Annotated in this window: 12 protein-coding genes; 4 read left to right on the top strand and 8 right to left on the bottom strand. The window is 71.5% G+C overall.

What is annotated here, in order from left to right; translation table 11 throughout:
* The coding region (locus FNH08_RS27350; protein ID WP_152774198.1) for a tetratricopeptide repeat protein at positions 1–1,347 on the top strand (1,347 nt) is incomplete at its 5' end.
* A 59-nt stretch (positions 1,348–1,406) separates the two neighbouring features.
* On the opposite strand, the gene FNH08_RS27345 is transcribed toward FNH08_RS27350, so the two are convergent.
* Positions 1,407–2,852: an MFS transporter gene (locus FNH08_RS27345; RefSeq protein WP_152774197.1), complete on the bottom strand. Its 1,446-nt coding sequence runs from the start codon at positions 2,850–2,852 to the stop codon at positions 1,407–1,409.
* Between the two features lie 78 nt (positions 2,853–2,930).
* Between FNH08_RS27345 and dusB the strand changes: the two genes are divergently transcribed.
* Positions 2,931–4,085: a tRNA dihydrouridine synthase DusB gene (gene dusB, locus FNH08_RS27340; protein ID WP_152774196.1), complete on the top strand. Its 1,155-nt coding sequence runs from the start codon at positions 2,931–2,933 to the stop codon at positions 4,083–4,085.
* On the opposite strand, the gene FNH08_RS27335 is transcribed toward dusB, so the two are convergent.
* From FNH08_RS27335 to FNH08_RS27315, 5 genes are all read right to left on the bottom strand, one after another.
* Entirely contained in the window at positions 4,074–4,712 is a 639-nt protein-coding gene (locus tag FNH08_RS27335) for a DUF1097 domain-containing protein (protein ID WP_152774195.1), read from the bottom strand. The two genes, dusB and FNH08_RS27335, sit on opposite strands and share 12 nt — an antisense overlap.
* 2 nt (positions 4,713–4,714) lie before the next feature.
* Positions 4,715–5,749, bottom strand: a complete 1,035-nt coding sequence (locus FNH08_RS27330; protein WP_152774194.1) for an alpha/beta fold hydrolase — start codon at positions 5,747–5,749, stop codon at positions 4,715–4,717.
* A 55-nt stretch (positions 5,750–5,804) separates the two neighbouring features.
* Positions 5,805–7,052, bottom strand: coding sequence for a formamidase (gene fmdA, locus FNH08_RS27325; protein ID WP_152774193.1), 1,248 nt, complete (start codon positions 7,050–7,052; stop codon positions 5,805–5,807).
* A gap of 30 nt (positions 7,053–7,082) precedes the next feature.
* On the bottom strand, positions 7,083–7,364 hold the full coding sequence (locus FNH08_RS27320; RefSeq protein WP_152774192.1) for an FmdB family zinc ribbon protein: 282 nt from the start codon (positions 7,362–7,364) through the stop codon (positions 7,083–7,085).
* Positions 7,365–7,479: 115 nt separating this feature from the next.
* Positions 7,480–8,580 carry a substrate-binding domain-containing protein gene (locus FNH08_RS27315; protein WP_152774191.1) on the bottom strand — a complete coding sequence of 367 codons (1,101 nt, stop codon included), beginning with the start codon at positions 8,578–8,580 and terminating at the stop codon, positions 7,480–7,482.
* A 106-nt stretch (positions 8,581–8,686) separates the two neighbouring features.
* Here FNH08_RS27315 and FNH08_RS27310 point away from each other — a divergent pair, with 106 nt between their 5' ends.
* Positions 8,687–9,127: a MarR family winged helix-turn-helix transcriptional regulator gene (locus FNH08_RS27310; protein WP_152774190.1), complete on the top strand. Its 441-nt coding sequence runs from the start codon at positions 8,687–8,689 to the stop codon at positions 9,125–9,127.
* Positions 9,128–9,257: 130 nt separating this feature from the next.
* Here FNH08_RS27310 and FNH08_RS27305 read toward each other — a convergent pair whose 3' ends face one another.
* Both FNH08_RS27305 and FNH08_RS27300 read right to left on the bottom strand, forming a co-directional pair.
* Positions 9,258–11,195: an amylo-alpha-1,6-glucosidase gene (locus FNH08_RS27305; protein WP_152774189.1), complete on the bottom strand. Its 1,938-nt coding sequence runs from the start codon at positions 11,193–11,195 to the stop codon at positions 9,258–9,260.
* A 22-nt stretch (positions 11,196–11,217) separates the two neighbouring features.
* Positions 11,218–12,786: an MGH1-like glycoside hydrolase domain-containing protein gene (locus FNH08_RS27300; RefSeq protein ID WP_407704462.1), complete on the bottom strand. Its 1,569-nt coding sequence runs from the start codon at positions 12,784–12,786 to the stop codon at positions 11,218–11,220.
* A 129-nt stretch (positions 12,787–12,915) separates the two neighbouring features.
* Here FNH08_RS27300 and FNH08_RS27295 point away from each other — a divergent pair.
* Positions 12,916–14,067, top strand: a 1,152-nt coding sequence (locus tag FNH08_RS27295) for an ROK family protein (RefSeq protein WP_152774188.1), incomplete at its 3' end; no start/stop codon positions are given.

Below are 14,067 nucleotides of genomic sequence, written 5' to 3'. Positions count from 1 at the left end.
ACCCCCGACACCCCCCTCCGCACAGCCCGCCACTCCCTCGACGTCCTCGCCCGCGCGCATCTCCTCCAGCGCGACCGGGCCGGGCGGTTCGGTACGCATGATCTGCTGCGGGCCTACGCGGACCGGCTGTCCCGTGCGCACGACTCGGAGGAGGAGCGGCGGGCGGCGCTGGTGCGGCTCTTCGACCACTACCTGGGTGCGGCGGCCGCCGCCATGGACGTGCTCTATCCCGCCGAGCGGCATCACAGGCCCCAAGCCGCGCCCACGGCAGGTGTCCTGCCGGACCTCGGTGACCCCGTGGCGGCGCGGGCCTGGCTGGACGCGGAGCGTCCGACGCTGGCCGCCGTCTGCGCGGTCGCCGCGGACCGGGGCAGCCCGGGGCATGCCGTACGGCTGGCCGCGCTGCTGTTCCGGTATCTGGACGCCGGGCACCACACGGAGGCGTTGGAGATCCACCGCAACGCCCTGCGCGCGGCCGAGATGTCCGGTGACCTCGGGGGACAGGCCCACGCCCTGACCAACCTCGGTGTCGTGCACTGGCGGCTCGCCGACGCCGCGTCGGCCGCCGACCACCTCGTACGCGCCCTGGCCCTGCACCGTACGACGGGGGACCGCGCCGGGCAGGCCAGGACCCTGTCCAACCTGGGCAACGTCCACTGGAGGCTGGGCAACCTGCGCGAGGCCGCCGGGGATCACCAGCAGGCCCTCACTCTGTACGGGGAGACCGGCGACCGGGTGGGGCAGGCCCGCACGCTGACGAACCTCGGCAACGTCTGCCTGCGCCTGGGCGAGTATGACGAGGCGGCCGTCCACCAGCGCCAGGCCCTCTCCCTGCACGACCTGACCGGCGACCGGATCGGCCGCGCCCGCACCCTCACCCACCTCGGCAACGCCTGCCTGCGGCTGGGCGAGTACGAGGAGGCGGTCGTCCACCAGCGGCAGGCCCTCGCCCTGTTCCGGCAGCTCGGACACGCCGGGGGCGAGGCGTACGCGTTGTCCGGGCTCGGCGACGTACGGCTGCGGCTGGGCGAGTACGAGCAGGCCGCGGCCCACCAGCGGCGCGCGCTCGACCTGTTCCGCGAGAACGGCGAGCGCTACGGCGAGGCATCGGCGCTCAACGGCCTCGCCGAGGCACTCCACGCCGCCGGCTGCCACGACGAGGCCCTCACCCACCACACCACCGCCGCCACGGTCGCGGCCGCCACCGGCGAGACCGACCAGCGGATCCGGGCCCACAAGGGAGCGGCCCGCGCCCGCGAGGCCCAGATGGGCGGGACCATGAGCGCCCCCGACCTACGATCGGTCGCTGTTCGTCCCGTCGCCGTCCCGTCCACAGGGCCGGACTGAGGGTCCTCGCACCATGAGCGCGGGCGGCCGGGTACGACGGGCGCGACGGGTACGAGAGGTCAGGACACCACTCCCGCCGCGTCCCGGACCTCCGTCGCCTCAAGCCGTTCGGCCGTGCGCTGGGCCGTCCGGCGGGCCCACGGGCCCGTCGTGAGCGCGCCCAGGACCAGCACCGCGAGGCCGCAGCCCGCGATGATCCACCAGCCGGGCCGGGCGGCCGACACGAAGGTGTCCCGGTACGACGACGCGCTCACGCCCGCCGCCAGGACCGCGCCGATCACCGCGACCCCGAGGGTCTGACCGATCTGGCGGCTGGTGGAGGCGACGGCGGCGGCGACCCCGGCCTGGGTGCGGGGCATGCCGGAGACGGCGGTGTTGGTGATGGGGGAGTTGACGAAGCCGAAGCCCACACCGAACAGCAGGAACCCGAGGAAGAGCGTGACGTTCGACGTCTCGGCCTCGAAAACGGCGAAGAGCACACCGCTCGACGTCATCGCGCACCCGGCCAGCAGCAGCGGCAGCCGCGGCCCCCGGCTGCCGACCAGCCGGCCGGACAGCGGCGCGCAGAGGAAGGTCGGCACCGCCATCGGCAGCATCCACAGGCCCGCGTGCAGGGCGTCCAGACCGCGCACGTTCTGCAGGTACAGCGTCGACAGGAACAGGAACCCGCCGAGCGCCGCGAACGCGCCCACCGCTATGACGGTCGCCCCGCTGAACGGCGCCGACCGGAAGAACCGCAGCTCGATGAGGGGTTCGGCACGGCGCGGCTCGTACCAGAGGATGCCGAGCAGCGCGGCGAGCGCGAGACCCGCGAAGGGGGCGACGTGGGCGAGCCCGGAGTTCGGCGCCTCGATGATCGCGTACGTGAGCGAGCCGAACAGGGCCATCACCAGGACCTGCCCGACCGGGTCGGGGCGGCGGGCCTTCGGGGCACGGGACTCGGGGACGAAGCGCAGGGTGAGCAGGAGCGCGGCGAGGCCCACCGGGATGTTGAGCCAGAAGATCGCACGCCAGCCGACCGACTCCACGAGCAGCCCGCCGACCAGCGGACCGGCGGCCATCGATATGCCGACGACGGCGCCCCACACACCGATCGCGCGGGCACGCTCACGCGGGGCGGTGAAGGTGTTGGTGATGATCGACATCGCGACGGGATTCAGCATCGAGCCGCCCACCGCCTGCACCATCCGGAAGGCGATCAGCGCCTCCAGGTTCGGGGCGAGGGAGCACAGCGCCGAGCCGATCGTGAAGACGACCAGCCCGGCCATGAAGACCCGCTTGCGGCCGATACGGTCCGCGGTCGCCCCCGAGAGCATAAGCAGCGAGGCGAGGACGAGGGTGTACGCGTCGATCGTCCACTGGAGCCCGGACACGCTCGCGTCCAGATCCTTCTCCATCGACGGGAGGGCGACGTTCAGAACCGTGTTGTCGAGGCTCACGATCAGCAGGCTCATGCAGCAGATCGCGAGGACGAGCAGGCGTCGGCGGTGGCTGAGCTCGGGCATGCGTTCCATCGTAGCAAAGTCGATAGTGCGCCTAACTAATGACTGGAACCGGTGGCCGGAGTACGTGACAATGGGGGAATGTCCACGCCCACCGTCGCCCCCACGGGTCCCCTCCGGATCGGCCCGCACACCGTCCAGCCGCCCGTCGTGCTCGCCCCCATGGCCGGCATCACGAACGCGCCCTTCCGCACGCTGTGCAGGGAGTTCAGCGCGGGCAAGGGCTTGTACGTCAGCGAGATGATCACGACCCGGGCCCTGGTCGAGCGCAACGAGAAGACCATGCAGCTGATCAGGTTCGACGCGTCGGAGACCCCGCGCTCGATCCAGCTGTACGGCGTGGACCCGGTGACCGTCGGCAAGGCCGTCCGCATGATCGCGGAGGAGGACCTCGCCGACCACATCGACCTCAACTTCGGCTGCCCGGTCCCCAAGGTGACCCGCAAGGGCGGCGGCTCGGCCCTCCCGTACAAGCGCAACCTGCTCCGCGCGATCCTCCGCGAGGCCGTCTCCGGCGCCGGTGACCTCCCCGTCACGATGAAGATGCGCAAGGGCATTGACGACGAGCACATCACCTACCTCGACGCCGGCCGCATCGCCGTCGAGGAGGGCGTCACGTCCATCGCCCTCCACGGCCGCACGGCCGCCCAGCACTACGGCGGCACGGCCGACTGGGACGCCATCGCCCGCCTGAAGGAGCACGTACCGGAGATCCCCGTCCTCGGCAACGGCGACATCTGGTCGGCCGAGGACGCGCTGCGGATGGTCCGGGAGACGGGTGTCGACGGGGTGGTCGTGGGCCGCGGCTGCCTGGGCCGCCCGTGGCTGTTCGCGGACCTCGTGGCAGCCTTCGAGGGTCGTACGGGTGCCTACGCCCGCCCGGTCCTCCGCGAGGTGGCCGACGTCATGGTCCGCCACGCCACCCTCCTCGGCGAGTGGCTCGGCGACGAGTCCCGCGGCGTCATCGACTTCCGCAAGCACGTCGCCTGGTACCTCAAGGGCTTCGCGGTCGGCTCGGAGATGCGCAAGCGCCTGGCGATCACGTCCTCGCTGGACGAACTCCGGGCCGGGCTGGACGAGTTGGACCTCGACCAGCCCTGGCCGACCGGCGCCGACGGCCCGCGCGGCCGCACGTCCGGCAACAACCGCGTGGTGCTGCCGGACGGCTGGCTCAAGGACCCGTACGACTGCGCGGGCGTGAGTGAGGACGCGGAGCTGGACACGTCAGGAGGGTGAGGGAGTCGCGGGACGGGCGGTCACCTCCTCGGACTCACGCGGAATCGGCTCCGCTTCCCGCGTCGGCTCTGCTTTCCGCGCCGACTCCGCTTTCCGCGCCGCGTCCGGCGCGTCCGGTGGCGCGTCCGGTGGTGCGAACATCAGGCGCAGTCCCAGGACGGCGCACAGCGGGCCGAGGGCACACATCGCGGCGGCGCTGACGAAGGCGGCGCCCAGATTCCCCGCGTCATACCCGAATCCGCCGAAGTACGTGGCGAAGGTCGACGCGAAGCCGAAGAACATCCCAGGGATGAGAGAGAACGGCTTCAGCCGGCCGGTGGCCAGCAGGGTGCCGTTGACGAAGAAGATCACCACGCCGAGCGCCAGGGTCTGTGCGAACTCCCCCGTGCCGAACATCGTGCCCGTCTCCCGGTTGAGCAGGACCGCCACGACCGCGAATCCCGCACCCGTGGTGGTGGCGGTGATCATGGAGATGGCGTTGGCGGTGCTCGGACCGCCCTGCAGGAATGTTCCGGCCCAGGTGATGAAGATCGCCCAGGTCGGCATGTGGAGCGGGCTCAGGAGCAGGAAGACCGTGGCGAAGGCGATGATCGAGGCGCTGACCTCGTGCGGCAGTCTGCCCTTCATGGCTACGCCAACCCGCCCGGCTTGGCCAGCAGTTCTTTGATTCCCGTGTCGATGAACTCGGTGTCCTTGGGGCTGCTTCCGCCGCCGGCGAAGTGGCCCCAGATGCCGGGGATCACGCGGAGTTCGGCGCCCGGTATGTGGCTGACGGCCCAGGCCTCGTCCTCCGGAGGGAAGTAGAGGTCCTTCTCGGCGGGCATGTCGAGCGTGGTCGCCTTGATGGAGCCCAGCGCCGCCTCCGTGTTCCCGTCGAAGCCGGGGGTGAGCCCGATGTCGCCGTTCTGCCACGTCCACAACATGCTGAGCAGGTTGTTCGGGTCGCGGCCGTCGAGGAAGAAGCCCTCCCAGAAGCCGACGAGGAAGTCCTCCAGGGAGGTGTAGCCGAGCTTCTCGTACTCCTTCTCCCAGTAGAACGCCTGCGAGAAGCCCCATCCCGCGTACACCCGGGCCAGCGCGCGCAGTCCGGTGGTCGGCCACTTGCCCTCGTCGTACCAGCCGCCGTTGAAGACCGCGTCGGCGGTCAGCGCGGCCTTGACGCCTTCCAGGAAGACCTTGTTGTGGAGGCTGGTGCGCGGGGAGCCGCAGAAGGGGGCGATCCGCTCGACCATCTCCGGGTAGCTGACGGCCCATTGGAAGGTCTGCCCCGCGCCCATCGACCAGCCGGTCACGAGCGCGATCCGCTCGATGCCGAACTCCTCGGTCACCAGCTTGTGCTGGGCCTCGATCTGGTCGTACACCGTGATGCGCGGGAAGCGGGCGCGGTCGTACGGCGGCGGGGTGTTGCTCGGTGAGCTGGACAGGCCGTTGCCGAGCATGTTCGGAACGATGATGAAGTACTCGTCGGGGTCGAGCGCCATGCCGGAGCCGATGAGCCACTCGTTGTCCCAGTGCCGGCCGGAGTACCAGGTGGGGTAGACGATCACGTTGGACTTGGCGGCGTTGAGTTCGCCGTACGTCGTGTAGGCGAGGTGGGCGCCGCGCAGGGTGGCGCCGTGCTGGGTGGTGAAGTCACCCAGAGGGAAAGTGAGATGTTCGCGCATGGGACTGTCTGCCTTTCAGGAGCACTTCTCTCAGGTCTCTCAGGAGCACTTCTCGTCAGGAGGTGACCGCGCACTGGCCGCGGTCGGCCTTCCTGGGGCCCTCGGCGGTGGGCCGGATGTCGAAGTCGAAGATCGCGGTGGGGAGGTAGAGGGTGCTGCAGGCGTTGGGGATGTCCACCACGCCGCTGATCCGGCCCTCGATCGGCGCCGAGCCGAGCAGCAGGTAGGCCTGTTCGCCGGTGTAGCCGAAGGACTTCAGGTACTCGACGGCGTTGAGGCAGGCGTTGCGGTACGCCATCGTCGCGTCGAGGTAGTGGTTGGTGTCGGTCTCGTGGTCGACGGAGATGCCGACGAACGAGATGAACTCGCTGTACTGCGGCGCGACGTTGCCGGGCATGAAGATCGGGTTCGTCGTGACGCCGTACTTCTCCATGCCGCCCTTGATCAGGTCGACGTGCAGATCGATGAAGCCGCCCATCTCGATCGCGCCGCAGAAGGTGATCTCGCCGTCGCCCTGGCTGAAGTGCAGGTCGCCGCCGGACAGCAGGCCGCCGGGGACATGGACGGGGTAGAAGACCCGTGAGCCGCGGGTGAAGTTCTTGATGTCGTGGTTGCCGCCGTTCTCGCGGGCCGGGACCGTGCGGGCGCCCTCGGCGGCGATCCGGGACGCCGTCTCGCCGTCCGCCGTGCCGGCCAGGGCGCCCGCGGCGAGCGGGGGCAGCGCGAGCGCCGGTACGCGGTTCGGGTCGGTGTCGATGAGGGCCTGTTCGCGGGCGTTCCAGCGGGCCAGCAGCTCGGCGGAGGGCGCGGTGCCGAAGAGGCCGGGATGCGTGATGCCGGTGTAGCGGACCCCGGGGATGTGCCGGGAGGTGGCCTGCTGGCCGTGGAAGTCCCAGACGGCCTTGTACGAGTCGGGGAAGTGGTTGGTGAGGAAGCCGCCGCCGTTGTCCCTGGCGAACACCCCGGTGTAGCCCCAGCCCTGGCCGGACCCCTCGCCGGCCGACTGCGGTACGGGACCCAGGTCGAGGATGTCCACGACGAGCAGGTCACCGGGCTCGGCGCCCTCCACGGCGATCGGACCGCTGAGCATGTGGGCGTGGGTGAGGTCGACGTCACGGACGTCATTGGCGGAGTCGTTGTTGCCGATCTGGTTGTCGGTCCAGTCCCGGCACTCGATACGGAACTCCGAGCCGGGCCGGACGGTGACGGCGGGCGGGATGTCGGGGTGCCAGCGGTTGTGGCCGGGCACCTTCTGGTCGCGCATGGACAGGGCCTGGTCGACGCTGAAGACGACTTCGGGCATGAACTGCCTCCGGGACAGGTGAACGTGGGGTCAGGGCTTGGGCAGCAGGGTGTGCCGGGGATCGGCCGGCGGAGCCGTACGGCGCCGGGCCGGGGGCACCTCGGTGACGACGCGCGGTTCATGGGCGCTGGCCTCGGACGCGTTCCGGGCACGGGCCAGGGGGGAGGGAGTGCGGGTGAGGTTCGGGGCGGTGAAGACGCGGCGGGCGTGAACTCCGCAGAGTTCGCACGGCTCTTCGGGCAGCGCCCGGCCGATCGGCCGGATCACGTCGAAGGGGCCGCAGCCCGTACAGCGGTACTCGTACATAGCCATGGACGACCAACCTTCAAAAGCTTCGAGAAAAAAGTATTTTCTCTCGAAGTAAATGGGCAAGAGGGTGGCGCGTTACGTGCGTGTAAACATGCGTACGTGCGAGGGGGCCTCGGGGCTACGGCAGCTGCTGGAGCACGTCCCACTGGAGTCCGTCGGCCGCCGCGAGGAACACACGCTGCTTCAGGTGGCGGTCCTGGACCTGGACCGTGCCGCGCGGGCTCTCGTACTCCAGGCCCTCGGCGGTGGCCTGGATCCGTTCCACGTCCATGCCGCCCGCCCGGCGCAGCAGTTCGGTGAGCATCCGCACGCCCTCGTAGCAGGACTCGCCGAGGCTGTTGAGCACCGGTGCGCCGGGGCCGAAGCGGCGTCCGTACGCGGCGGCGAAGTCGAGGCCGTACGCGGTCGGCAGGTCCTCGAAGTAGCCCGCCGAGGTCATCAGGCCCCGGGTGTTCTCCGGCCCGGTCGCCAGCAGCACGTTCTCCTCGATCAGCGAGCTGAACCGGATGCGGTCACGGTCGAGTCCGGCGGCGGTGAAGGCCCGGTTGAACAGCACGGCGTCGTCGCCGATCAGCAGCATCAGCACGGCCTCGCAGCCGCTGGCCACCACCCGCCGCAGTACCGGACCGAAGTCCGTGGTGCCGAGCGGCACGTACATCTCGTCGCACACCTCGCCGCCGAGTTCGCGCAGATAGCGGTGGGCGGCGCGGGCGGAGGAGCGCGGCCACACGTAGTCGTCGCCGACGATGGTCCAGCGCCGGATGCCGAGTTCGCATGCGAACCACTGGAGCGCGGGCCGTAGTTGGCGGTTCGGGGTCTCGCCGGTGAGGAAGACGCCCGGGGGGCGTTCACCGCCCTCGTAGAGCGCGGTGTACACGTACGGCACCCGGCCGTCGATGCGCGGAGCGACCACCTCACGTACGGCGGAGATGTGCCAGCCGGCCACCGCGTCGACGACACCGCCCGAGATCAGCGCGTCGATCTCGGTGGCCACCTGCTGCGGCGGCGCCCCGCCGTCGACCAGGACGAGCCGGAGTTCCTTGCCCAGCACGCCCGACTCGGCGTTGACCTCCTCGGCCGCGAGCAGGGCGCAGCACTCGCAGGACGGTCCGAAGATCCCGGCCGGACCCTGGAGTGGGATCACCAGGGCGACATCCAGAGCGTCACGGGTCCGAGGGCCTGCCGGCGAGCCGAGCAGGGCAGACGCCTTCTCGATCATAGGCGCTCACTCTAGCCATTGCTTGCTACGAGAATATTTCACGGCGATAGGGAAATGACTGTATCGTGGAACTACCTCGATCACCACGACGACTCTTGGCAGGGCGATGACCACGACCACTCCGGCGGCCGTAACAGATCTCGACCTCGCGCGAGCGCTCACCCTCGTGGAACGGAGCGTCGTCGGAAGGCTCGTCGAGGCACTGAAGGAGGAGGGCGCGACGCTCGAGGAGTGGCGCGTGCTCTCGTACCTCGGCGACGGCGTCGGGCACCCGATGACGGAGATCGCCGAGTTCGCGCTGCTCTCCGCGCCGACCCTGACGAAGGTCGTCGACCGCATGGTCTCGCTCAACCTCGTCCTGCGCCGGGTGGACGACACCGACCGGCGGCGCGTGCTGGTGTTCGCGTCCGAGCGGGGCAGCGAGGCACTGACCCGCTGGACGGCGGCGGTCGAACGCGAACAGGAGAGCCTTACGACTGCCCTCGGCACCGAAGAGGTCGCCCTGCTGAGGACGCTGCTGCAGAGGGCGTCGCGGCGCTTGGGGTGAGGGGGCGCCCCTGAAGGAGGCGGGCCCGCTTCAGGGGCGCGGGGAACTGCGCGACAAGCCACACACAACCCGCGGTCAGGAACCGAACAGGCGGTCCCGAGCTCTCAAACCGCTCAACGCAGCGGAGCGCTCACGCGCCCCCAACAGCCGTCAGCAACGCGAGCGGCGCCGCAGCAGCACGGGCCTCCCGCACACACGCATGCGGATAAGGAACCGGCTCCGGGTGCGTGCCCCGCCCGTACCCGGCGAGAACCTCCGGCAACCGATGCCCGGTTGCCGTAGCCGCGTCCACCAGCCCACGGGCAACCGTCCGCGCCTCGTCATGCAACCCGTACCGCGCAAGCCCGAGCGCGACGAGCGCGTTGTCATGCGGCCACACAGAACCCCGGTGATACGACAGCGGATGGAACGCCGCCTGCCCGGAGGCAACCGTCCGCACTCCCCACCCCGAGAAGAAGTCCGGCTCCAGCAACCGCCGCCCCACCGACTCCCCGTACTCCTTGTCCAGCAACCCCGACCACAACAGATGCCCCGCGTCCGACGCCAGAGCATCCACATGGTTGCCCTCACCGTCCAGGGCCAGCGCGGCGAACCCGTGCTCCTCCATCCAGAAGTCCCGCTGGAAGCGGTCGCGCAGATCGGCCGCGGCCTGCTCCAGCAGCGCCGCGTAGACCTCGTCCTCCCACACCGTGCGGGCGAGATGACCCGTGCGGCGCAGCGCGTCGTACGCGTACCCCTGCGCGCCCGCCGCCATCACCGGCCCGGTGGGACGGCTGCCGTCGGCCGAGCAGATCGCGCCGGGGGAGTCCTTCCAGTTCTGGTTCGCGAGGCCGCCCTGGTCGGCGCGGTACACCAGATAGCCGCGCGAGGTGAGGCCGCCGTGGTCGAGCATCCAGCCGATCGCCGCACGGGCGTGGGGCTCCAGACGGCGGGCCAGGCTCACGTCGCCGGTCTGTTCCACGTACGCGCCGAGGAGGACGAGGAAGAGCGGGGTCGCGTCCACCGAGCCGTAGTACCGCCCGTACGGCACCTGCCCGAAGTGGGCCAGCTCGCCGTGGCGCACCTCGTGCACGATCTTGCCCGGCTGAGCCACCGAGTCGAGGCCGATCTCGGTGGCCTGGGTGGCGGCGAGCGCGGGGAGGGTCGCGGCGGCCAGGTCCGGGCGGTAGGGCAGAGCGAAGAGCGAGGTGAGGAGCGCGTCGCGGCCCAGGAGCGTGAGGAACCAGGGGACTCCGGCCGCCGGGACACGCAGTTCCTCCCCGTCCGGGCCCGTCGCGGGCACCTGGAGCACGGCGAGGTCGCCGATCCCGCGCGCGCAGGCCGCCGCCAGCTCCGGCCAGCCCGTCGGGAAGGGCACGCCCTCCGCGAACTCACCCTCCAGAGCGAGGAGTTGTTCGGTCGCGGCGGCGGGGGAGGACGGCACCTCCCGCGTACGGGGCGCGCCGTGCGGCCGGGCCGCCACCCGCAGCGCCAGCTCCGCCGAGCCGTGCGGCTCCAGGTCGAGGGCCCAGACGAGGCGGCGGGCGCCCGTGCCCGTCTCCTCCACGCCGTCGGGCGCGGGCTCGGACGTGACGGTCGTACGGGAGCGCCACTCGCCGCGCCGGTAGCCGAACTCCACGCCGTCGTCGAGGACTTCACGGGAGCGCACGGCGCCGATCTTGGTGTACGTACGGTGGTCGGAGCGCAGTTCGAACTGGTCCGTGAAGTCGGCGTCCGCGGTGACCGCGATACGGACCGTCGTCGGCACCGGACGGTTGCTGGTGACGCGCAGCGACTCCACGAACGCGCCGTCGGCGACGGCCTGTTCCCGGAAGAGCGTGTACGCGGGCGGCTCCTGGCGGCCGCCGCGCGGCACGAGGACGCAGCGCGCGGTGTCGCCGTCGGCGACCGGCGTGAGCGTCTCGGGCACGGCGCCGTCGACGGTGAGCTGCCAGCGGCTGAGGTGGCGGGCGTCCCGCACGAACAGCCCGTCCGGGGAGCCGCCGCCGCGCACCCCGCTGATGTCGCCGCCGTCGCCCACGGTCGCGAACGTCCCGCCGCGTACGAGCAGATGCTGCCGGTCCGTCATCCCCGGTCCTCTCCCAGGTCCGTCATCCCCGGTCCTCTCCCCGATCCCTCATGTCGACCTTGTCGACCTTGTTGCCCTTGTCTCCCATGTCGAACGTGCCGATGCCCACGGGGGTCACTGCCTGCCCCACGGGCTCGTGGAGCAGGTCGAGTGTGAGCGCGGCGGTCCAGCTGAAGTCGCCCGCGCCGCAGGCATCGCCGGTGTACGGGTCGACGTACTCCGCGAACCCGGACGTGTCGGCGGTGCTCAGGAAGTCCTCCCGCAGGGCGTCGGCCCGCGCCCGCTCACCGTGCAGCCGCAGCCCGCGCTCCACCAGCCAGGCCGTGTTGAACCAGGCGGGCCCGCGCCAGTACCGGTGCGGATCGAAGGACTCACCGGTGAGGTCGTAGCTCGGTACCAGACGGGCGGGCCCGCCGAGACCGAAGTGCGGTCCGCTCGCCGTACCGACCAGGGCGCCCGTGACGTCCCGTGGCAGGGCGGGCAGCAGCAGTGGGATCAGCCCGGACACACCGCGCTCGGGGATCAGCCCGCCGCCGCGCACGTCCCGGCAGAAGAACAGGCCCTCCGCCGGGTCCCAGAGCCGCTCCACCAGGGCGGCCGTCAGCCGCTCCGCGCGCGCGTGCCGGGCCGTGCCCGGGGCGCCGAGCTCGTGGGCGATGCGGGCGAGCGCGTGCTCGGAGGCGATCAGCAGCGCGTTGAACGCCGGGTCCTCCACCGCGAAGTCACCCGTCCCGTCCGCGTACCCGCCGTCCCTGTAGTCCGTCGCCAGCCGCACGTACCGCCCGTAGTCCAGGTCCGTCGGCCGGTCCTCGGGCGCGCCGTGGTCGAGGTCGGCGCGGCGGAAGGAGCGGGCCGGGGCGGGGGTGACACGGGCGAGCGGGGCGTCCCAGCAGGGGGAGTTGTCCATGCCCTGCTCCCAGGGGTGGACCACCGAGGCCAGACCGCCTCCGCCGAGGTCGCGCCGGTGCAGCAGGTAGCGGTGCCAGGCGGCCAGGCGCGGGTACACCCGGGGCAGGAACCCGCGCGCCCGGGACAGCCCGGGATCGGCCCGGTGCACCAGCCACGCGGCCAGCGCGTGCACCGGTGGCTGCACGATGCCCGAGGTCTGTACGGTGCGCGGGGCGCCCGCAGCGCGCCCCGCGGTCGAGGAGCGCCAGAAGTCGGGGCTCGGGAAGTACGCGTCGAGCGGCACGGAGGGGTTGAAGACGATGTGCGGGACACGGCCGTCGCCCCACTGGGCGTCGAGCAGCGTCTCCAGCTCCGTCTGTGCCCTCAACGGCGACAGGTGCCTGAGGCCGATCGCGATGAATGCCGAGTCCCACGACCACTGGTGCGGATACAGGCCCCGTGACGGCACGGTCGACGTCCCCGTCCAGTTGCCCTCCAGGACCCGGGCCGCCCGGCTGTGCAGGGAACCGGCCGTCGTGGCCGGGTCGGCCGGGGCCGCCACGATGGCCGGGGCCGCCACGATGGCCGGGTCGGCCATGACGGCCTGGCCGGCTGGGTTGTATACACCGGTTCCGAAGTGCGTGATCCCGTCCGGGCAGGGCCCGATCCCGTGTCGGGCGGTGAGCTGTGGTGAGCGGTCCACGCAGGGCTCCCGAGGACGTCGAGCCGGCAGGTTCGGCAGTAGGCACCGTTGAGTTACGTCTATTTAACACGCAAAACTCAGGATGTAATGCAGAGTTGGTGAACGCAAGGGGGAAGGCAAGGGGTGCGTATGAGGGGAAGAGCCGTGAAGGCGGGCAGCCACGCCGGTGCCGGAGATCTGCTTGAACTGGTCCGGAGCGGCCGGGCCACCACACGGGGCGCGCTCCAGCAGGCCACGGGACTGTCCCGGGCCACGGTGGGCCAGCGCCTCGACCGGCTGTTCCGGGCGGGCTGGCTGCGCGAGGGCGCCGGCGGCCCGGTGGACTCCCCGCTCGGCGGACGCCCCTCCATCACCCTCGAGTTCGACGACTCCCACGCCGTCGTCCTCGCCGCCGACCTCGACACCCGGCACGCCCGCGCCGCAGTGCTCTCCCTGACGGGCGAGGTTCAGGCCGAGCACACGGGCACCCTGGTCATCGAAGACGGCCCGGACGCCGTACTGGACGAACTCGGCCGCTGGTTCGCCGCGTTGCTGGAGAAGGCCGGGCAGTCGGCGGACGCGGTGTGCGGGATCGGCCTGGCGGTTCCCGGCCCGGTCGACAGCGACACCGGCCGCGTGGTCCAGCCGCCGATCATGCCGGGCTGGGACGGCCACGACATAAGAGGCCGCCTGTCCCGCGCCTTCGCCGAGCACGCGGGCGGCCCGACCGGCCCCACCGGCACCCCGGTCCTCGTCGACAACGACGCCAACCTCATGGCGTACGGCGAACAGCGCACCGGCTACCCGGACTGCTCGGCCTTCGCCCTCGTCAAGGTGTCCACGGGTATCGGCGCCGGAGTGGTCGTCGGAGGCGCGATCTACCGCGGGATCGACGGCGGCGCCGGGGACATCGGGCACATCCGGGTCCCCGAGGGCGCGGACGCGCTGTGCAAGTGCGGCTCGTACGGCTGTCTGGCCGCCGTGGCGAGCGGTGGCGCCGTGGCCCGGAAGCTGGCCGAGACGGGGGTTCCGGCGGCCTCGGGCTCAGATGTGCGCGATCTGCTGGTCTCGGGGCACCCCGAGGCGATGGCGCTCGCGCGGGAGGCCGGGCGGCATGTCGGCAACGTGCTGGCGACGGTGGTGACGCTGCTGAATCCCGGCGTCCTGATGATCGCCGGGGATCTGGCTGGAACTCCCTTCCTCACCGGAGTGCGCGAGCTGCTGTACCAGCGGGCGCTGCCCCGCTCCACCGCTCACCTCGACGTGGTGACCTCGCGGCTGGGGGAGCGGGCGGGGCTGGTG

Origin of the sequence: Streptomyces spongiae, from assembly GCF_009377185.1 — a bacterium.
GTDB lineage: Bacteria > Actinomycetota > Actinomycetes > Streptomycetales > Streptomycetaceae > Streptomyces > Streptomyces spongiae.
The sequence above is the reverse complement of the archived record's forward strand: the minus strand, read 5'-3'. Positions and strand labels throughout refer to the sequence as shown.

Bases quoted from the DNA above. Each gene is read 5' to 3' on its own strand.
- FNH08_RS27345 (WP_152774197.1), bottom strand. From the start codon at position 2,852: ATGCCCGAGCTCAGCCACCGCCGACGCCTGCTCGTCCTCGCGATCTGC.
- dusB (WP_152774196.1), top strand. From the start codon at position 2,931: ATGTCCACGCCCACCGTCGCCCCCACGGGTCCCCTCCGGATCGGCCCG.
- FNH08_RS27335 (WP_152774195.1), bottom strand. From the start codon at position 4,712: ATGAAGGGCAGACTGCCGCACGAGGTCAGCGCCTCGATCATCGCCTTC.
- FNH08_RS27330 (WP_152774194.1), bottom strand. From the start codon at position 5,749: ATGCGCGAACATCTCACTTTCCCTCTGGGTGACTTCACCACCCAGCAC.
- fmdA (WP_152774193.1), bottom strand. From the start codon at position 7,052: ATGCCCGAAGTCGTCTTCAGCGTCGACCAGGCCCTGTCCATGCGCGAC.
- FNH08_RS27320 (WP_152774192.1), bottom strand. From the start codon at position 7,364: ATGGCTATGTACGAGTACCGCTGTACGGGCTGCGGCCCCTTCGACGTG.
- FNH08_RS27315 (WP_152774191.1), bottom strand. From the start codon at position 8,580: ATGATCGAGAAGGCGTCTGCCCTGCTCGGCTCGCCGGCAGGCCCTCGG.
- FNH08_RS27310 (WP_152774190.1), top strand. From the start codon at position 8,687: ATGACCACGACCACTCCGGCGGCCGTAACAGATCTCGACCTCGCGCGA.
- FNH08_RS27305 (WP_152774189.1), bottom strand. From the start codon at position 11,195: ATGACGGACCGGCAGCATCTGCTCGTACGCGGCGGGACGTTCGCGACC.